The sequence below is a fragment of the Kouleothrix sp. 19917 genome, from assembly GCF_057073505.1.
Map to the genome: position 1 here is coordinate 3,978,360 of NZ_CP097099.1, position 16,780 is coordinate 3,995,139.

Consider the following 16,780-nt stretch of genomic DNA (forward strand, 5'->3'; position numbering starts at 1 on the left):
TTACGGGCGGCCCCAGCGCACCACCGACGATGCCCAGGTCAGGCCGCCACCAAACGCCGTCAGCAGCACATAGTCGCCCGGCTTGAGCCGGCCCTGCGCAGCCGCTTCGGCCAGCGCAATCGGGATGGTGCCCGCCGACGTGTTGCCATAGCGGTCGAGGTTGACGAACACGCGCTCCATCGGCACATCCAGACGCTTGGCCGTGGCCTCGATGATGCGCAAGTTGGCCTGGTGCGGCACAACCAGCGCCAGGTCTTCTTTCGCCACGCCAGCCTCGGCCAGCGCCTGCGTCGAGGAATCGCACATGCCGCGCACCGCCAGCTTGAAGATTTCGCGCCCGTTCATGTAGACGTACTGGCGGCCCTGCTCAAGCAGCTCGGGTGTGGCAGGCATGCGCGTGCCACCGGCATCAACCGCCATCAGGTCTTCGTCCTTGCCCGAAGCGCCCAGCACGCTGGAAAGCTGGCCATACGGCTCGTCGCTCGGCTGGAGCACCACCGCGCCCGCGCCATCGCCAAACAGCACGCAGGTGTTGCGGTCATTCCAGTTGATGTAGTGCGTAAACACATCGCCCGAGATGAACAGGACGTTGCGCGCCGCGCCGCTGCGGATCATGCTCGTCGCCACGCTCAGGCCGTACACAAAGCCGCTGCACGCCGCCGCCAGGTCGAAAGCTGCCGCCTGCGGAATGCCAAGGTTGGCCTGCACCGTGCAGGCTGTCGCAGGGAAAGGCCGGTCGGGCGTGCAGGTGGCGAGGATCACAAGATCGATTGCAGACGCATCGAGGCCAGCAGTCGCAAGCGCGCGGCGGCCCGCCTCGGTCGCCAGCGTCGAGGTGCTTTCGCCCTCGCTCACCACGCGGCGCTCGCGGATGCCGGTGCGCGTTGTGATCCACTCATCGGAGGTGCTGACCATGCGCTCAAGATCGGCGTTGGTGAGCACGCGCTCGGGTACGGCCATGCCCCACCCGGTAATTGCGGCATACCTGGACATAGAGGCCCTCACAGGTCGATCGCCCGCAGCGATCGTCTACGGGATAATAAAAGATGGCGGATGAATGATGAACATAAGGGTTTCATCTTTCATCCGCCACCTTTATACGAGGCGCGCGTGGCGCTATGCGTTCTCCGACTGGTTGCGCTGCTCAACCACCTGGCGGCCACGATACGTGCCGCAGTTCTTGCACACATAGTGTGAGCGCATGAGCTGGTTGCACTGCGGGCAGGTCACCAGTGTCGGCGCGTCGAGCCGCTGATGCTGGCGGCGGTTGCCACGGCGGTGGCGCGAAACTTTTGTTTTTGGTGCGGCACCCATGATGTATCCAAATCCTTTCGTGATTGCTGGTATCACTTGATATTGCAGGTGCGCACAGCACAGCGCGCACGCATGGCCATTATTCGTTCAGCAGCGACTTCAGCACCGCAAAGCGGTCGTCGCCATCATCCGTCACGCATCCGCACTCGCCCTGATTGCGGTCGGCCCCGCAGGTCGGGCAGAGGCCCTTGCAATCGGGCTGGCAGAGCGGTTGCATCGGCATTTCAAGCAGCGCATATTCGCGCAGCGCCTCACCCAGGTCGACCAGATGACTCTCGTCGATGAAGAAAGGGTCGTCTTCGTCGGGCTTGGGCAGCGGCATTCCGGTGTTCACTTCGATGCGCGAGTGAAACTCATCCTGGAACTGGATATGCAGCTGCTCGCGGGCAGGGTTCAGGCAGCGGATGCATGGCAGCTCAACGATGCCTGCGGCATCGGCGTCGGCCAGCACCCCGGTGGTGGTGCGGGTAAAGCGCACTTTGCCATCGAGCTGCCGCAATGTCATGTCGTCGTCCAGCGGAAGGGCGTTTTCGGTGAAGGTATAATTTCGCCGTGCGCCAACTTCTTCGCGGAGCAACTGCGCGACATTGAATTTCAAGTCTGTCATTTTTTTGTCTAGGTGCATGGTTTGGTACGCTCCTGCGCACTCACAGAAGCTGCATTATAGGTGAGCCGCGCCGCGCTGTCAAGCCACAAACGCGCACGAGCCCGCCCGTGCCGCGCCAGCGCGCTGCCGAGCCACGATGCAGTTCATTCGGTTTCAGGGCTGGCCGGGCCGCCGCTAGCGCGCCGCTTCTTCGCCCTGATTCAGCGCGCGCAAGCCATTTTGCACATTGGCAATCTGGCGGGCGAGGCGCTCTTCAAGGTCTTCCAGAACCTCGCGGGCGTAGTCGTCGGCGCCTTTGCGCGTTTCTTCGGCATCGCGCTCGGCCAATTCCATCAGGCGCTGGCGCTCGGCCTCAACCGCGGCAAGCAGGCCATTTTCTTCCATGGCCTGCCGCACCTGCGCCTGGGCTTCGCCGATCAGGCGATCCTGCTCAGCGATTACGCGCCGGGCCTGCTTCAGCTCGTCGGGCACTGCCACGCGCATGCGGTCGACAATGTCGAGAATGCGCTCTTCATCGACCAGCAGGCGGCCGCTGAAGAAGACGCGGCGACCCTCGGCCAGCGCATCTTCCAGTTCGTCAATTAGTTGATCTAGCTCGATAGCCGATCACCTCCTCACCAGCGTGGCCCGCGCTAGGCGCGGTAGGCGCGTTTCAGCGCAGTGACAACATGCGGCGGCACCAGCCACGACACATCCCCGCCCAGCGAGGCGATTTCGCGCACAGTGCTGGAGCTGAAAAAGGTGTATTCGTGGCCCGCCATAAACAGAACAACGTCGATTTCGGGCGCAAGCTTGTTATTGATCTGCGCCATCTGAAATTCGTGGTCGAAATCGCGCGGGTCGCGCAGGCCGCGCACAATCACCGAGGCGCCGGCCTGGCGCACATACTCGATTGTCAGCTCGGAGTAGGTGTCGACCTTCACGCGCGGCAGATGCTGGGTCGCTTCCTTCACCATGCTGATGCGTTCGTCGGTGCTGAACAGCAGGTTCTTGTTCGGCCGGTCGAACACCGCCATAATCACGGTGTCGAACAGGCGCGCAGCGCGCGTCACAATCTCCAGGTGCCCATTCGTAATTGGGTCGAAGCTACCAGGATATACGGCAATCGTCACGACGAGCTCCTTTGCGAGTCGCGAGCGCGATCCCCACAATTATGGCTCGCTTACCGCCTGTGTTTCGCGCTCGGCAGTGTCGGTAGCTAATTCATAGATCGAAAAGCAGGAATCGCCCAGACGGCGGAATTTGCGGCGGCGAATGCCCGGATACTGGTCGGCAAGCTCCACGCGGGGCGAGTGCCCAACGATGAACAAGCCATCGTCGCCAAGCAGCCCCGAGGCGCTCACAGTGCGGATTGTGTCTTCTATCGCAGGGTCTGCGTATGGCGGATCCATCATGATTATATCATAGTTCTCTGGCGGGCGAACGCTGGCCAGAAAGCGCCCGACCTGCATCTGGTGCACGCGCGATTGCTCGGTGAAGTGGGTGTGCGCCAGGTTTTCGCGAATGATCGAGCAGACATGCGCCCGCATCTCGACGAAGTCGGCCCAGCTTGCCCCGCGCGACAAGCACTCAATGCCGATCGAGCCAGTGCCGGCATACAGGTCGAGCACGCGCCCGCGAATCGGGCCGTAGCCTTCCAGCACCGAGAATAACGCTTCCTTGACGCGATCGAGCATGGGGCGCGTTGTCATGCCTTTGGGGGCTTTTAGCCGGTGCCCCTTGGCCGAGCCAGTGATCACTCGCATAGCTACCTCGCCTCCGGCACGAACACTGCCGCCAGCACATTCAGCGCCGCCCGCGCCGTGCGCCCATCCGCGTCCTTCTCGGGGTTGACGGCGGTGAGCGACACGGCGGCCAGATTGCCCAGCCCGGCCACGTCGCGCGCTACTTCTGCCAGGTGCGCAACCGCAAGGCCGCCGCTGGTGGGGAAATCGACGCCCGGCGCAACCGCCTGATCGAGCACGTCGATGTCGATATGCAGGTAGAGCTGCGCGGCTCCGGCCAGCACTTCACGCGCTTCTGCCAGCGCCGCCGCGCCCTGCATCAGCATATCGCTGCTCAGCACCATCGCGCGCGAGTTGCGCAGCGCCTCGGCTTCCAGCGGGTCGAGGTCGCGCGCGCCCAGCAGCGCCACACGTTCTTCACTCACTGGCACAAGGTCGCACGCAGCGCGCATCTCATCCAGACCGCGCCCAACCGCGCAGGCCAGCGGCATGCCGCCCAGGTAGCCGCTGACCGAGATCGCGGGTGTGTTGAAATCGCCGTGCGCGTCGATCCATGCGATTGCGGTATCGCCCGCCCGGCCCAGACCCGCTACCGCGCCCAGCGCCACCAGGCAATCGCCGCCAAGAACAAGCGGGAAGCGCCCGTTCGCCCGCGCCGCACCTACCCGCGCAGCCAGTGCGGCGGCAAGCTCGCCAATGCGCGTTTCGCGCGGCGCAGCCGAAGGCGGGATCGTAACTGTTTCCAATACCACGCTGTGGCCTTGCGCGGCAAGCTGCTCACCCAGACCGCCGCGCAGCAGCGTTTCTGGTGCCAGGCCCTTGCCCACGCGCAGTTCGTCAAGGTCATATGGCACACCAATAATTGTTATGTCCATCTCACAGCTCGTCAAGCGTGGCCGCGAACGCCGCAACCGTCGCGTCAATATCCGCATCGGTATGCGCCGCCGACAAAAAGCCGCTGCGCCCGCGCATCAGGTCAACGCCGTGGTTGTTCAGGCCCAGGCGCAACTGCTGGAGCAGGCGCGCATCGCCGCCGCTTTTTAGCTCGGCCAGCGGCACGCCAGCGGGCAATTCGCCCGGTGCAAAATCAACGCTGCTGCCCACCAGCAAGTGAAAGATCGAGGCGTCGCCATAGGCTGCCCAGCCGCTTAGCTCACGCGAACGAAACACCTCGTTGATACCTGCGATCAGGCGCTGGGCCAGGGCCGTGGCGTGCGCGCCCGGCTTGCCATCTGCAATACGTTCAAGCATAGCCACGCCCGCCGCCGCCGACAGCGGGTTGGCGTTAAAGGTGCCGTTGTGGCGAATCTTGTGCTCACGGTTCCACGCAGCATCGCCAAAAGCCAGGTGCTCCATAATGTCGGCGCGCCCACCCACCGCGCCGCCCGGCAAGCCGCCCGCCAGCACTTTTGCCATGGTGGTCAGGTCGGCGCGCACACCCGAACGCTCCTGCACGCCACCCGGCAGCACACGAAAACCCGTCACCACTTCGTCGAAGATCAGCACGACGTTGCGGTCGTTGGCGAACTGGCGCAGCGCGCGCAAAAAGTCGTCGCTCAGCGGCACCGCGCCATACGACGCGCCGCTCGGTTCCAAAATCAGGGCGGCCACGTCATGGCGCTGGGCCAGCGTTTGCTCAATGGCGGGAAGGTCTGCGGGCAGCACCTCGGTGGCGTGAAACAGGCCGTCGGGCACGCCGGGCGGGTTGGCATCGGCGGCGGCGTCGCGCGTCAGCAGGTCGTGCCAGCCGTGGTAGTGGCCAGCCAGGCGCAGCACGGTGCTGCGGCCGGTGAAGGCCCGCGCCAGCCGCAGCGCCAGCATGGTCGCTTCGGTGCCCGAGGCGGTGAAGCGCAGACGCTCGACACTCGGGAACATGCCCATCACCAGCTCGGCCCAGCGCAATTCAAGGTCGTGCTCGGCGCCGTAGTGCGTGCCGCGCGCCATCTGCCCGGCCACGGCGGCTACAATCGCCGGGTGGGCGTGGCCCAGCATCAGCGCGCCATGCCCGGTCACATAATCGATCAGCTCGTTGCCATCGACATCCCACTTATGCGCGCCCGCGCTGCGCTCAACATACAGCGGAAAGGGCGCAACAAAGCGACCATCGTGCGTCACGCCATTCGGGAAAATGCTGCCAGCGCGGGCGTAGCGCTCGGCCGACCCAGGGTGGCGGCGCTGGTATTCGGTTTCAATTGTCATGGTTGTTCCTGGTTCAGCTGCGTCTCAGCTCCGCGCCAGCACGGCGCGTGCGAATTTCTGCGGCGGGTGGCGTTGTATTGAGTGGGGAAGAAGAAATGCCGACCTACATTCCATACTCAAGGCGGCGAATCAGCGCCGGGGGCAGGTGAGCTTCGCGCATCTGGCGCTGTGTCTGGGGCACATCGTACTCGATACGCTTGAACAACACCGTGTTTGCGTCGGTGTCGAGAATGATATAGGCCGCCCGCGGGTCCTGGTTGCGCGGCTGGCCAACGCTGCCGGGGTTGAAAAAGTAGCGAAAGCCGGGTTCAAGCTCGAACTGCGTGTCGGCCTCGCCCAGCATCGGGTCGCCACAGGTGCCATCGGGGTGCAGGCGCACTACCAGCGGCACGTGCGAATGGCCAATAAAGCACACTTGCTGCGTAAACAGCTCGAAATTATCTTCGGCCTGCGCGCGCGAAAGCAGGTATTCCCACACCGGCTCGCGTGGGCTGCCATGCGCCAGCAGAAAGCGATCATCAACTTCCATACTTGGCGCAAGGCCATCCAGCACCGCGCGGTTGTCGTCGTCGAGCTGCTTGCCGTTCCAGATATTCGCGGTGCGCGCGTCGGGGTTGAAATCGCTCAGGTCGATCTTGCCCAGGCAGGCCAGGTCGTGATTGCCGCTCAGCATCAGGTCGGCGCGCGCGCGCATCGCCAGCACGCACTCGTTAGGGCGCGGGCCATAGCCAATCGTATCGCCCAGGTTCCACAGCTGATCGTACTCACCAGCGACACTCAGAACCATATCGAGAGCTGTGTAGTTCGAATGAATGTCCGAAACAATCAACACGCGCATAGCTGTTAACTTTCAGTAATCGAGAGGCTTTGCAATCGGCGAACCCGGCACCGTATAATTATGCAAGAGCGTCGTACCACAACACCAGGGAGATCTGCTCATCATGGCCGAGCCAACCGGACACTGCCCATACCTCGGGCTGAAGCAAAATCGGGCGATTCGTTTCGCCTCGCCCACCGGCGAGCATCGCTGCTATATTAGCGGCGAACCGCTCGACATCCCTGTGGATCAATCGACATACTGTCTGTCGCAGGGCCATTTGCAATGCCCATTATACATGGGTTTAACCGTCCCCACAACGGTTGAGCCAAACGACACTGTGGTTGCTGCCGGGGCGGCGGGCGGGCTGGCCGGCTGGTATGGCTCGCTCTCGCGGCGCGATCGGCTGGTCTACACGCTGATGCTCGCCATGCTGGCGGTAATAATTGGCATTTACCTGCTGGTGGGCCTGCAATCCGTTTTGAACAACAACCCAGCGCGGCCAAGCGCAATCGCCGAGCTTTCAACCGACGCTGCCACAAACGGCGCTGCCGAGCTTGCAACGGCCGCAGCCAGCAGCGTGGCGAACGCGCCCACTGCGCAGCCCACCGACGCCCAGGCCACGCCAACCGATCTGCCAACCAGCACGCCCGAGCCGCAGCCGACGGATGAACCGACCGACGTGCCGATCATTCTGCCGCCCACCGGCGTATCCACTGCCGCGCCAACCAGCGCGCCTGTGCCGAGCGCAACAACCGCGCCAAGCCAGCAGCCAACGCAAGCGCCCGCGCCGAAGCCAACGCAAGCGCCCGCATCCAAGCCAACCCAGGCACCGGCGCCCACGCAAGCGCCCGCGCCGAAGCCAACGCAAGCGCCCGCACCCAAGCCAACTCAGGCACCGGCGCCCACGCAAGCGCCCGCGCCAACGGCGGTGCCCGTCGCCCAGGTTAGTACCGAAAATGTGACGCTGTACTTCGCCGACCCGAGCGGCACGCTACTGGTGCCGGTGCATCGCAACACGCGCGTCGAAAACAACCGCGTTGCCACGGCGGCAGTGAACGAGCTGATCGCCGGCCCACGCAACGGCCTGAACCGCATGGTCAGCGCGGAAGCCCGGCTGCTCGAGCTGCGCATCGAAAAGGGCCGCGCAATCGCCAACTTCGATCGCGACCCCGGTGGCTACGACGCGATCGTGTTCACGCTGACCGAATTTTCGACTATTAGCAGCGTGCAAATTCAGGTGAACGGGGCCAACCTGGGTGGGGTGCGCGCTCGGCCGATCCTGAACCCGCTGAACCCGCAAAACCTCGCCGTCAACTATAGCGCAACCGAGTTTCTGCCGCTGTACTTCCCATCGGCTACCAGCAACCACGACATCCGCCTGATGCGCATGGTGCCGAAAACCAAGCAAACTGCCCAGGCCACCGTGCAGGCGCTGCTGGAAGGGCCGGGCGCGTACAATGGCCTTGTGCGGCGCGTGCTGCCCGAAGGCACGCAGCTGCGCGGTATCAAGCTGAATGGCGACGTGGCGCTGGTCGATTTCACCGAGCCATTTGCCCACGCGCCCGAGCTCGACGCCGCCATGCGCACTGTGGTCGAGTCGCTCACGACGCTCAAAACCATTCGGGGCGTGCAATTCCTGGTCGAAGGCAATCCTTTCGCCGATGGCAAAATCTTCCGTCTCCCAGCGGCAATCAACCAGGAATAAGCCGCCAACGCAGCGAGGCCGCCGAGCATGGCTCGGCGGCCTCGTTTGTTATATTTCCTACCCTACCACCACGAGCCAAGCTCACGCACATGCGGCTCGGGCGGAACCACGCAGCAGCGCTCACACATCCGCAGCGGAATGCCAGTCTGCGTTTCCTCAATCAGCTTCTCGCGCCCGCCGCACGAGCGGCACACGCTCAAATTCTCAATGTCGTCGGCCCGCCAGAGCTGCGGCGAAACCATCATCTCCACGCGCTGGCTGAAATTCAGCAGGGCAACTTTCACGCATACTGCTGCGGGAAACACTTCTTCCACACGCGCAAACAGCTGGTGGCGGTAGGAATAGACTTCATCGCCAACTGCAATATCGCGCATGCGCGGGTGTTGGATTATTTTCATACGGTTTGCAGCTGCGCGATCAAGGCGCGCAGTTCCTCCTGATCCAGCCGAAAGCTCGGGTCGTCGCCAAACATCAGGGCGTCAAGCGCCTCCGCCAGCTCGTTCTCGGCGCCGGGCTGGTACGCCTCGGTGCCAAGCTCCTCGGCATAGAAGCGATCAAACGCCCAGGCGGCCAGCGCCTTTTCGCTCAGCGCGCCATCCAGAAAGGCCGCGATCTGGCTTGCAACCGCCGCGCGCGTGATCGGCGCGGGCTGGTCGTTCGTACTCACATGCTACTCCGCAAGCTCAAGCGCCTGGTCGCACTGTTCGAAAAAACCGCATCCCAGGCAGCGCCGCGCTTCGTCGTGGCTGCGCTCGCAATCAACATCAGCAAGCGCGTCGCGCATTTCGTCGAGCAGCGCCAGCACGTCTTCGCGCAACTGCTCGGTATAATCGAGCCGAAACGTGCGCGTGGCGTAGCGCAACAAGCCATAGGGCGGCGCAGCACCACTCGTTTCTTCCACCAGCACACAGTATGCGGCCAGCTGCATCAAATCCGACTCATACGGCCGCTCGGCGCGGCGCCCGGGCTTCACCTCTACCGGCACCGTCTGGCCGCGCACATTGAGCAGGTAGTCGGGCTTGCCAACCAGGCCCAGCTTACGCGCCAGCAGCGGCTTCTCGGGTGTGCTGCCGCCCGTATCCTGATACGACACCGGCACCCAGGGGAGGCCCGTGCCGCGCCGCATGCGCAGCGCCGACAGCCACACCAGAAAGGCCACCATCAGCAGCGCCAGGCCGAGCGTCACGCCCATCCGCGCCCTACGACAATCAGTAAGAGGCCCGCCAGCAACAATGCGCCCGCCACCAGCAGCAGCGCCCGGCTTCCCGCAACGGCGCGGCCATGGCGATGGTGCAGCACAGTGCCGAATTCGCGCCGCTCGTGGCCTTCCGGCTCCCAGCCGAGCGCGCGACGCAGCCACCACGCCCGCGCACAGTAGACATACTCGCCAATCTCACTGGCGCGAATAATTGGTGGCCGCTGGTTGCTCAATGCGTGTACCCGGTACTCTACCACAAATTGCTAGCCTTAGCCAACGATTGATTACTGACCGCCCAGCACTGGCGCGCCGCCGATCCAGTTTGCCACATCCGAAACGGTGATAATCAGCATCAGGCCCATCAGCATCATAAAGCCTACTGCGTGTACCATCGCTTCTTTCTCGGGCGGGATCTTCTTGCCGCGCCGCACCATCTCAATCAGCGAGAAGAGAATGTGGCTGCCGTCCAGCGCGGGAATCGGCAGCAAGTTCACCAGAAACAGGTTCAGGCTGATCAGGGCCGTCCACTGCCAGAAGCCGCTCCAGCCATCGCGCGCAATCACTTCGCCAGTGCCGCGCGCAATTCCCACCACGCCTGTCACGCCGCCGGGAGGGGCCGCATTCAAACCGATCAAGCCGCCAATCATCTGCCCCAGGCCACTAATAAAGCGACCAAGCACGTTCCAGGTATATTTGAAGCCATAGCCAAATGCCTCTGGCAGGCTTGCGCTCGCCATCTCGGTATTCTGCCCATACGAGAAGCCAAAGCCGCTCGGATGGCTGACACCCTGCTCATCCGTCCACGCGCCCGGCGTCACCGAAAGATTCAGCGTCTGGCCGTCGCGCTGCACCACAAGGGGTAGCGTTTGACCGCCGCTGTTTTGCGCCGCCTGCTTCACCAGGTCAATATTGCGGCCAATGGTCTGGTTATTCAGCGCAAGAATGACGTCGCCGGGCTGCAAACCAGCGGTGGCGGCGGGCGTACCCGCAAACACCCGGTCGATTTGCACGCCATCGGCGTCGCGCGGCACGCCCCGCACCGCGAACAGCGAGCCGAAGATCAGAAAGGCCAGCACGAGGTTCATCAGCGGGCCAGCCACCAGCACCAGAATCTTCTTCCACGGTGCCGCCTGGGCCAGGCTGCCCACGCCATACAGCGTTTCGCCTTCGCCGCCAAAGCGCACAAAACCGCCAATCGGCAGCCAGTTCAGGGTATATTTTACGCCATTGCGCTCGAACAGCGTAACGGCGCGCGGCGGGTAACCCAGGCCAAATTCATCGACCTTGATGCCAAGCCAGATCGCCGTCAAAAAATGGCCAAGCTCGTGCACCAGCACAAGGAGGCCAAGCATCACAAAAAAAGCAATCAGCGTTACCACGCCGCTCGGTATAGGCAAGTTCTCCAAGGCTCGGTACTCCTCATGATCTGGTTCGGCAGCTCCGCCCCAGCACGCCTCAGTGGCTAATGCTGGCTCTAAGTGTACCCCGCAGATTCGGGCCTGTCAACAGAATTGGCACGAATAGCAGGGCGAATATCTTTACACTTTTCGACGTTCATGAATAAAAGTATCAATACAAATGGCAAAATTTGGTTAGTTTCTCTGCGCTTCTGTAAAAGCCAATTCTCTGGATCAGTCGCTGCAACGCGCGCGGTGGCAAGCACAACAACGCCGGGATGCGTTCACCACACCCCGGCGTGCTGGGCACTCCTGCGCGCATTTTACATGAGAAACAGCTTGATCAGGTAGTACAGCACCGGGCCGGTAAACAGCAGGCTGTCAGCGCGATCAAGGATGCCGCCATGCCCTGGGATGAGATTGCCGGCGTCCTTCAGGCCCACCTGGCGCTTAATCAATGACTCGGCAAGGTCGCCCAGCGGGCCAACGATGCCGCCCACAATGCCGAGAATGACCGCCTGCGGCACGCTCAGCGGCAGCGCCAGCAGCAGCACAAACGCCACCGCCGCCACAACCGAGCCAAGCAGACCGCCAACCGCGCCTTCCCAGGTTTTTTTGGGGCTCAGGCGCGGGGCCATTTTGTGCCGGCCAAGGTATTTCCCGGCAAAATACGCGGCGGTATCCTGAATCCAGGTGATCGCCAGCACCACCACAATCCAGGCCGCGCCAGGGTCGAGCTTCAGGCCAATCGCGGCAAGCGCGCCCGTGCCGCCTGGTGTTTGCAGCGCGCGCAGCAGAATGAAATGCCCGAGCAGCCAGCCGATGTACACCGCGCCAGCCAGCGTCAGCGCCCACGAAACAAAGCCGTTCTGCTCGCTTGGGCGCGTCAGCTCGAAGATTAAGCTGCCGATCACCAGCAACGTCACCGCAGCAACAACGAGGTCGGCAATGCCAAGTGCCGCCAGCGCAAATGCCACAATCAGCAGCAGCGCCGCCACCAGGCCCACAGCCCGGCGCGGGTGGTAGCCAGCCTGCGAAAACGCGCCATACAGCTCGATCAGGCCAATGATGGCGGCAACCACCACAATCGCCACCACCGACCAGACGCTCCACCACACCGCCCCCACCACAATCGGCAGCAAAACGAGCGCGCTGATCACGCGCTGGCCCAGCGAGCTTTTATTACTTGACAAGGCCGCCGAAGCGGCGTTCGCGCTGTCCATACTCTTGAATCGCCTGGCGTAAAAGCTCAGGGCTAAAATCTGGCCAGTAGGTTGGCGTCACCCAGTATTCGCTATAGGCCGCCTGCCAGATCAGGAAGTTCGAAAGGCGCCACTCGCCGCTGGTGCGGATGATCAGGTCGGGATCGGGGATGCCGCCCGTAGACAGGCGCTCGGAGATGAGTTCTTCGGTGAGTGCGTCGGCAGAAATGCCCTCGGCCAGCAGCGTGCGCACGGCCTCGACAATATCGGCGCGGCCGCCGTAGTTGAAGGCAACGCACAGGTTGATGCGCTGGTTCTCGCGCGTGAGATCGAGCGCCTGCTGTGTTTTGCGCTGCAACGAAGGCGACACGCCTTTCATGGTGCCCAGGTGGCGGATGCGCACGCCCTCGGCGTGCAGCGAGCGCGTCTCGCGGTCGAGGAACTCGCTGAAAATACGCATGAGTCCCTCGACCTCGGCCGAAGGGCGCGACCAGTTTTCGGTGGAAAAGGCGTAGATCGTCAGGTATTGAACGCCCAGGTCGGTGCATTCGCGCAGAATTCGCCGAATATTTTCCACCCCCGCGCGATGCCCCGCAATTCGCGGCATGCCACGCTGCTTCGCCCAGCGCCCGTTGCCATCCATAATAATGGCGATATGGCAGGGCGGATGCGGCTGTGCTGGCTTATCCGGCGTCATGCTTAACCCCCAAGTGTACGATTGCAGGTTCAATTATTGCGGCGGGCAATCGCAACGGTACGCGCCGAACCTAGACTTCCATGACCTCGGCTTCTTTGGCCGCGCCGATCTGCTCGACTTCGCGGATGTACTTGTCGGTCAGCTCCTGGAGCTTTTCCTGCCCGCGCCGCTGGTCGTTTTCCGAAATCTGCTTGTCGTGCTCGAGCTTCTTCACTGCATCGAGCGCGTCGCGCCGCTGGTTGCGCACTGCCACCTTGCTTTCCTCCACCTGCGACTTGACCTGCTTGGTCAGCGCGCGGCGGCGATCTTCAGTCAGCGGCGGCACCGACAGGCGGATCACCACGCCGTCGTTCGACGGGTTGATGCCCAGCTCGGAGTTCTGGATGGCCTTCTCAATCGCCTTGATCGTCGATTTGTCGTAGGGCTGAATGACGATCATGCGCGCATCGGGCGTGGTGATGCCAGCCAGCTGGTTCAGCGGCATGTTTGAACCCCAGGCTTCCACCTGCATGTGCTCGACCAGGGCCGGCGAGGCACGGCCGGTGCGGATCGTCGTCAGGTGCTGGCGCAGCGACTCGACCGACTTCTTCATTTTCCCTTCGGTATCGCGCAATACATCGTTGATCATGCCTGTGCTCCTTTAGGCAGCAGCCGTGTCGGACACCAGTGTCCCGACGTTCTCACCGTTTACAATTCGCTCGATATTGCCCTGGCGCATGGCGTCGAAGACAACAATCGGGATTTTATTATCCATACAGAAGGTCAGCGCCGTGCGGTCCATCACTTCCAGCCCGCGCTGCAGCGCGTCCATATAGGTAATGGTATCAAAGCGCGTGGCCGATGGGTCGCGCTTGGGATCGGCGGTGTACACGCCATCGACGCCGTTTTTCGCCATCAGGATGACTTCGGCGTGAATTTCAGCTGCGCGCAGGGCCGCCGCCGAGTCGGTGGTGAAGAAAGGCCGGCCGGTGCCGCCCGCCAGAATGATCACGCGCCCCTTTTCGAGGTGGCGAATCGCCCGGCGGTGAATATACGGCTCGGCAACTTCGTCCATCTTGATCGCGCTCATGGCGCGGGTGACGATCCCACGCCCTTCCAGCGCGTCCTGCAGCGCCAGGGCGTTGATGATTGTCGCCAGCATGCCCATGTAGTGGGATTGCGCCGTGTCCATGCGGCGGGCCGATGCGCGATTGCCGCGCCAGATATTGCCGCCACCCAGCACCACAGCAACCTGCGCGCCACGCGCAAGAATGCTTTGAATTTCATGCGCATAAAACTCGAGCACAGTCGGCGAGATCGAGTCGCCCTGTTCGCCGATCAGCGCCTCGCCACTGAGCTTGAGCAATACGCGGTGATACTTTGGCTCAGTCATAGCGTGTTCCACACAAAGGCGGGGCGGTGATAAGCCGCCCCGCTTCTGCCTGGTTATCCTCCAATCTCATAGCGCACAAAGCGGCGCACAACCAGGTTTTCGCGCACTTTGGCCACTGTTTCCTTGATCTTGTCTTCGATTGTGCGCGAGCCGTCTTTGACGAAGGGCTGCGCCAGGAGCACATACTGCTCGTAGTATTTCTCGGCCGTCTCGCCGCTCTCGGCAATCACGTCGGCGGGCACGTCTTCGGCCTTGAGGTAGCGCGGGTTCATCGCGGCGATATGGAGCGCCAGGTCTTTCGACAGGGCGATGAAGTCTTCGGTGCGCGCCACAAAGTCGGTCTCGCAGTCGAGCTCGACCATCGCGGCCATGCGCGAGCCGGGGTGCACATAGATCTCGATCCGGCCTTCGTTGGCCTCGCGGCCCTGAACTTTATCGCTTACCTTCATACCCTTCTCGCGCAGGATCTCGATGGCTTTCTTCATGTCGCCTTCGGTCTGCACAAGAATATCTTTGGCTTCTTTAATGCCAGCGCCGGTACGTTCGCGCAGTTCCTTGACCATTTGCGCAGTAACTTCTGCCACGTTTCGTCTCCTTACAGGTTGGTGGCCGCGCCCAGCATAGCGGCATCGGGCCGGCGGGCGCAAGCACTCAGGTGCATTATGACATAAAAAGGGGAAGAGCGAAGGCCGCATGTGGTGCCGCCGCCTTCGTTCTTCCTCAGCTTACCGGGGGCGGGGCGCCGCGCGAATTAAACGGCTGGTTCCTCTTCGGTTTCGTCGATCATGTCGGCCTCGGGCGCGGGCTGGTCGTAGCGGCCACCGCGCATCTGGTCGGCCTGCGAGCTTTCGCGGCGCGTGGCGCCTTCAACCGCCGCGTCGGCGATCTTGCTGGTGATCAGGCGAATGCTGCGGATCGCGTCGTCGTTGGTTGGGATGACATAGTCGATCAGGTCGGGGTCGCAGTTTGTGTCGACCATGGCGACGATCGGGATGCCGACCTTGCGCGCTTCTTTCACGGCCAGGTCTTCCTTGTGCGGGTCGACAATGAACAGCGCGCCGGGCACGCGATCCATGCGCTTGATGCCGCCAAACACGCGGTTCAGCTTCTCGATTTCTTCGCCAAGCTTCATGCCCTCGGCCTTGGTCAGGCGGGCGAAGTCGCCGCGCTCGCGCTGCTCTTCCAGATCGGCCAGGTAGCGCAGCCGCTTGCGAATGGTGACGAAGTTGGTGAGCGTGCCGCCCAGCCAGCGCTGCGTAATCGCATACTGGTTGGCGCGCGCCGCTTCTTCAGCAACTGCTTCCTGCGCCTGCTTCTTGGTGCCGACAAACAGGATCTTGCCGCCAGCAGCAGCCGTTTCGACGACGAAGTTGTACGCCGCCGTCAGGCCGGTGATGGTTTTCTGCAAGTCGATGATGTGGATGCCGTTGCGGGCCGTGAAGATGTACGGCTTCATCTTCGGGTTCCAGCGCTTGGTCTGGTGGCCGAAGTGCGAGCCCGATTCGAGCAGCGACTTCATGGATACGAGCCGTTGGGTTCCCTGGGTCATAGGATTGCTATTCCTCCTTAAAAGATTGAGTTTCCGCCACCCCCCTCTGCTCATGCGCAGAACCGGCGCGCCGCCGGCAGGATTGCCACGATCAGGGGATGTGTGTACTTCGGCGCGCTGTGACGCACCGCCCCGTAGTATAGCATACAAGCCCGGCAGCGGCAAACGGATGGCGCTGTGATGCGCGCAAGCGCCCCGGCGCGCAAGCCATGAGCATTGCGTTATAATAGCGCCATTCGCTCATAAAGGCAGATCAATTCTATGCACACCATGCCGCCCCTGAATATTGTGCTGGTCGGCCCGCCCGGCTCGGGCAAAAGCACGATCGCCGAGGCGATTGCGCGCGAGTGCCAGCTTGTGAGTATTTCGACCGGCCAGCGTTTGCGCGCCGAGATGCAGGCCCGCAGCGCGATTGGCCGCGAGGTGATGCCTTACCTCGACAAGGGCAACCTTGCGCCCGATTCGCTGATGGACCGGCTGCTGCGCGCTACGCTGGAAGGGCTCGATCCCGACCAGGGCTTTTTGCTCGATGGCTACCCGCGCACGCTGCACCAGGCGCGCGGCCTGGGCGGCATGCTGGCCGACTTTGGGCGCACGCTCCACGGTGTGCTGGCGCTTGAGGTCAGCGATGAAGAGGTGGTGCGCCGCCTGAGTGGTCGCCGCATCTGCGAGGGCGTGGGCGAGCCTTTCCCGGTGCATATCGATGATCTGTCGAGTGTGCTGCGCTGCCAGGAGCGCGGCGGCCGCCTGGTGGCCCGCGACGACGACCGCCCCGAGGTCGTGCGCCAGCGCCTGGTGGTGTATCATGAGCAAACGCAGCCGCTGCTGGACTTTTACCAGTCCGGCGAGCAGCTCGTGCAAATCGATGCCACTGGCGCGCCCGCCGAGGTTGCGCGCCGCGCGCTGGCCGCGATTCAGCAGCTGCGCGCCGCAGCACCTGCCGCACGGTAGCGGAATGCCGCGCGTTCAGCACGCCTTCACGCAATGCTGCCTGAG

General features: G+C 62.9%; 22 protein-coding genes. 3 read left to right on the plus strand and 19 right to left on the minus strand.

Translation table 11 applies throughout. The annotated features are described in order from the left end of the window. The 3 genes from M1P90_RS16265 to M1P90_RS16275 all read right to left on the minus strand — a co-directional run bounded on the left by M1P90_RS16265 (position 1) and on the right by M1P90_RS16275 (position 1,921). Positions 1-993 (minus strand): beta-ketoacyl-ACP synthase III, encoded by a 993-nt coding sequence (locus tag M1P90_RS16265; protein WP_483704041.1) that lies wholly within the window; start codon positions 991-993, stop codon positions 1-3. Between the two features lie 123 nt (positions 994-1,116). Beyond that, a complete protein-coding gene (rpmF, locus tag M1P90_RS16270; protein ID WP_483704043.1) occupies positions 1,117-1,314 on the minus strand; it encodes a 50S ribosomal protein L32 in 198 nt (65 codons plus the stop codon). A 79-nt stretch (positions 1,315-1,393) separates the two neighbouring features. Continuing rightward, a complete protein-coding gene (locus M1P90_RS16275; RefSeq protein WP_483704045.1) occupies positions 1,394-1,921 on the minus strand; it encodes a YceD family protein in 528 nt (175 codons plus the stop codon). 60 nt (positions 1,922-1,981) lie between these two features. On the opposite strand from M1P90_RS16275, the gene M1P90_RS16280 reads away from it, so the two are divergent. Continuing rightward, complete coding sequence (locus tag M1P90_RS16280; protein ID WP_483704047.1) at positions 1,982-2,506, plus strand: hypothetical protein; 525 nt, start codon at positions 1,982-1,984, stop codon at positions 2,504-2,506. A gap of 47 nt (positions 2,507-2,553) precedes the next feature. On the opposite strand, the gene coaD is transcribed toward M1P90_RS16280, so the two are convergent. The 5 genes from coaD to M1P90_RS16305 form a co-directional block, all read right to left on the minus strand. Beyond that, the gene (coaD, locus tag M1P90_RS16285) at positions 2,554-3,033 is read right to left on the minus strand and encodes a pantetheine-phosphate adenylyltransferase (protein ID WP_483704049.1); all 480 of its coding nucleotides are present in this window, start codon (positions 3,031-3,033) and stop codon (positions 2,554-2,556) included. A gap of 39 nt (positions 3,034-3,072) precedes the next feature. Beyond that, on the minus strand, positions 3,073-3,666 hold the full coding sequence (gene rsmD / locus M1P90_RS16290; RefSeq protein WP_483704051.1) for a 16S rRNA (guanine(966)-N(2))-methyltransferase RsmD: 594 nt from the start codon (positions 3,664-3,666) through the stop codon (positions 3,073-3,075). A gap of 2 nt (positions 3,667-3,668) precedes the next feature. Then, positions 3,669-4,520 carry an arginase family protein gene (locus M1P90_RS16295; protein WP_483704053.1) on the minus strand — a complete coding sequence of 284 codons (852 nt, stop codon included), beginning with the start codon at positions 4,518-4,520 and terminating at the stop codon, positions 3,669-3,671. Position 4,521: 1 nt separating this feature from the next. Beyond that, a complete protein-coding gene (locus tag M1P90_RS16300; protein WP_483704055.1) occupies positions 4,522-5,844 on the minus strand; it encodes an aspartate aminotransferase family protein in 1,323 nt (440 codons plus the stop codon). A gap of 103 nt (positions 5,845-5,947) precedes the next feature. Continuing rightward, positions 5,948-6,682, minus strand: a complete 735-nt coding sequence (locus M1P90_RS16305; RefSeq protein WP_483704057.1) for a metallophosphoesterase family protein — start codon at positions 6,680-6,682, stop codon at positions 5,948-5,950. A 103-nt stretch (positions 6,683-6,785) separates the two neighbouring features. Between M1P90_RS16305 and M1P90_RS16310 the strand changes: the two genes are divergently transcribed. Continuing rightward, on the plus strand, positions 6,786-8,369 hold the full coding sequence (locus M1P90_RS16310) for a GerMN domain-containing protein (RefSeq protein WP_483704059.1): 1,584 nt from the start codon (positions 6,786-6,788) through the stop codon (positions 8,367-8,369). 62 nt (positions 8,370-8,431) lie between these two features. Here the strand turns inward: M1P90_RS16310 and M1P90_RS16315 are convergent, their stop codons facing one another. From M1P90_RS16315 to rpsB, 11 genes are all read right to left on the minus strand, one after another. Then, entirely contained in the window at positions 8,432-8,767 is a 336-nt protein-coding gene (locus M1P90_RS16315) for a hypothetical protein (protein WP_483704061.1), read from the minus strand. Continuing rightward, a complete protein-coding gene (locus tag M1P90_RS16320) occupies positions 8,764-9,036 on the minus strand; it encodes a hypothetical protein (RefSeq protein WP_483704063.1) in 273 nt (90 codons plus the stop codon). Before M1P90_RS16320 ends, M1P90_RS16315 begins: the two co-directional genes overlap by 4 nt. Positions 9,037-9,039: 3 nt before the next feature. Then, on the minus strand, positions 9,040-9,561 hold the full coding sequence (gene cas4 / locus M1P90_RS16325) for a CRISPR-associated protein Cas4 (protein ID WP_483704065.1): 522 nt from the start codon (positions 9,559-9,561) through the stop codon (positions 9,040-9,042). Beyond that, entirely contained in the window at positions 9,552-9,800 is a 249-nt protein-coding gene (locus M1P90_RS16330) for a hypothetical protein (protein ID WP_483704067.1), read from the minus strand. Before M1P90_RS16330 ends, cas4 begins: the two co-directional genes overlap by 10 nt. Positions 9,801-9,851: 51 nt before the next feature. Continuing rightward, positions 9,852-10,973: a M50 family metallopeptidase gene (locus M1P90_RS16335; protein WP_483704069.1), complete on the minus strand. Its 1,122-nt coding sequence runs from the start codon at positions 10,971-10,973 to the stop codon at positions 9,852-9,854. Positions 10,974-11,287: 314 nt separating this feature from the next. Continuing rightward, entirely contained in the window at positions 11,288-12,187 is a 900-nt protein-coding gene (locus tag M1P90_RS16340; RefSeq protein WP_483704071.1) for a phosphatidate cytidylyltransferase, read from the minus strand. Next, complete coding sequence (gene uppS, locus M1P90_RS16345) at positions 12,147-12,863, minus strand: polyprenyl diphosphate synthase (RefSeq protein WP_483704073.1); 717 nt, start codon at positions 12,861-12,863, stop codon at positions 12,147-12,149. The genes M1P90_RS16340 and uppS overlap by 41 nt, the downstream gene beginning before the upstream one ends. 70 nt (positions 12,864-12,933) lie before the next feature. Then, entirely contained in the window at positions 12,934-13,491 is a 558-nt protein-coding gene (gene frr, locus M1P90_RS16350) for a ribosome recycling factor (protein WP_483704075.1), read from the minus strand. 12 nt (positions 13,492-13,503) lie between these two features. Then, positions 13,504-14,235 (minus strand): UMP kinase, encoded by a 732-nt coding sequence (gene pyrH, locus M1P90_RS16355; protein WP_483704077.1) that lies wholly within the window; start codon positions 14,233-14,235, stop codon positions 13,504-13,506. A gap of 53 nt (positions 14,236-14,288) precedes the next feature. Continuing rightward, positions 14,289-14,819: an elongation factor Ts gene (locus M1P90_RS16360; RefSeq protein ID WP_483704079.1), complete on the minus strand. Its 531-nt coding sequence runs from the start codon at positions 14,817-14,819 to the stop codon at positions 14,289-14,291. A gap of 167 nt (positions 14,820-14,986) precedes the next feature. After that, the gene (rpsB, locus tag M1P90_RS16365) at positions 14,987-15,784 is read right to left on the minus strand and encodes a 30S ribosomal protein S2 (RefSeq protein WP_483704081.1); all 798 of its coding nucleotides are present in this window, start codon (positions 15,782-15,784) and stop codon (positions 14,987-14,989) included. A 261-nt stretch (positions 15,785-16,045) separates the two neighbouring features. Between rpsB and M1P90_RS16370 the strand changes: the two genes are divergently transcribed. Beyond that, positions 16,046-16,735 carry an adenylate kinase family protein gene (locus M1P90_RS16370; protein ID WP_483704083.1) on the plus strand — a complete coding sequence of 230 codons (690 nt, stop codon included), beginning with the start codon at positions 16,046-16,048 and terminating at the stop codon, positions 16,733-16,735. Positions 16,736-16,780: the final 45 nt, after the last annotated feature.

Coding starts and splice junctions, on each gene's coding strand:
- rsmD (WP_483704051.1), bottom strand. CDS start 3,666: ATGCGAGTGATCACTGGCTCGGCCAAGGGGCACCGGCTAAAAGCCCCC.
- M1P90_RS16370 (WP_483704083.1), top strand. CDS start 16,046: ATGCACACCATGCCGCCCCTGAATATTGTGCTGGTCGGCCCGCCCGGC.
- cas4 (WP_483704065.1), bottom strand. CDS start 9,561: ATGGGCGTGACGCTCGGCCTGGCGCTGCTGATGGTGGCCTTTCTGGTG.
- M1P90_RS16265 (WP_483704041.1), bottom strand. CDS start 993: ATGTCCAGGTATGCCGCAATTACCGGGTGGGGCATGGCCGTACCCGAG.
- rpsB (WP_483704081.1), bottom strand. CDS start 15,784: ATGACCCAGGGAACCCAACGGCTCGTATCCATGAAGTCGCTGCTCGAA.
- M1P90_RS16315 (WP_483704061.1), bottom strand. CDS start 8,767: ATGAAAATAATCCAACACCCGCGCATGCGCGATATTGCAGTTGGCGAT.
- pyrH (WP_483704077.1), bottom strand. CDS start 14,235: ATGACTGAGCCAAAGTATCACCGCGTATTGCTCAAGCTCAGTGGCGAG.
- M1P90_RS16300 (WP_483704055.1), bottom strand. CDS start 5,844: ATGACAATTGAAACCGAATACCAGCGCCGCCACCCTGGGTCGGCCGAG.
- M1P90_RS16310 (WP_483704059.1), top strand. CDS start 6,786: ATGGCCGAGCCAACCGGACACTGCCCATACCTCGGGCTGAAGCAAAAT.
- M1P90_RS16275 (WP_483704045.1), bottom strand. CDS start 1,921: ATGACAGACTTGAAATTCAATGTCGCGCAGTTGCTCCGCGAAGAAGTT.
- uppS (WP_483704073.1), bottom strand. CDS start 12,863: ATGACGCCGGATAAGCCAGCACAGCCGCATCCGCCCTGCCATATCGCC.
- M1P90_RS16295 (WP_483704053.1), bottom strand. CDS start 4,520: ATGGACATAACAATTATTGGTGTGCCATATGACCTTGACGAACTGCGC.
- frr (WP_483704075.1), bottom strand. CDS start 13,491: ATGATCAACGATGTATTGCGCGATACCGAAGGGAAAATGAAGAAGTCG.
- M1P90_RS16340 (WP_483704071.1), bottom strand. CDS start 12,187: ATGGACAGCGCGAACGCCGCTTCGGCGGCCTTGTCAAGTAATAAAAGC.
- M1P90_RS16305 (WP_483704057.1), bottom strand. CDS start 6,682: ATGCGCGTGTTGATTGTTTCGGACATTCATTCGAACTACACAGCTCTC.
- rpmF (WP_483704043.1), bottom strand. CDS start 1,314: ATGGGTGCCGCACCAAAAACAAAAGTTTCGCGCCACCGCCGTGGCAAC.